The following is an 817-nucleotide window of genomic DNA, read 5'->3' on the forward strand; positions in this document are numbered from 1 at the left end:
GGATACCATTAACGGGACATTCAAGTAGTTTCATAGCCTTACTCTTAACTTAGTGACCAACTGATGCTGCGCCTTTTTCACCGGTCAGCTCATAGTCTTCAAAACGTGATAATCGGAATGATTTGATAAGGTCAGGTGTCATATCTTTTGCAATCGTCTCAGCCATGGTTTTGCCACTGATAGGTGTGGCTTTGAATCCCCATGTGCCCCACCCAGCGTCCAGATAAAACCCTTCAACCGGCGTTTTACCCATAATCGGTGCAAAGTCAGGCGTAATGTCAGCCATACCCGCCCATTGACGGACCACTTTGACATTCGATAAAAATGGGAACATATCGGTGATATGTGTGGTGAGTCCTTCCACGAAATCCAGTGATGAACGTGTTGAATGGAATTCATAAGGATCTAATGAGGACCCCATAACCAGTTCACCACGGGACGACTGGCTGACATACACATGCAGGCTGCCTGATACCAAAATCGTGTCGAGCCAAGGTTTCATCGGTTCTGATACACAGGCTTGTAAAGGGTGAATTACAATCGGCGTATCCAGATCCACCATCTCAGTGATACGTGGCGTAAAGCCTGCCACTGCAGATAACACCCGATTGGTACTGATGTAACCTTTAGATGTATTCACACCAACTACCTTGCCGCCTTTAGTATCAATGCCGGTGACTTCAGTCATCTGGAATATTTCAACACCCATGCGATCAGCTTCTTTGGCATAACCCCATGCCACGGCATCATGACGAGCCACTGAACCTGGTGCATGATATAAGGCACCTAGGATAGGTGCTTGGCCACTGCAGGAGAT

1 protein-coding gene is annotated in these 817 nt (G+C 47.2%); it reads right to left on the reverse strand.

The window, feature by feature from the left end:
- Positions 1 to 49 precede the first annotated feature (49 nt).
- A partial coding sequence (locus B4K20_RS03030; protein WP_289281835.1) for an FAD-dependent oxidoreductase occupies positions 50 to 817 on the reverse strand: 768 nt, incomplete at its 5' end.

Source organism: Methylophaga sp. UBA5088 (genome assembly GCF_002414625.1).
GTDB classification, from domain to species: domain Bacteria; phylum Pseudomonadota; class Gammaproteobacteria; order Nitrosococcales; family Methylophagaceae; genus Methylophaga; species Methylophaga marina.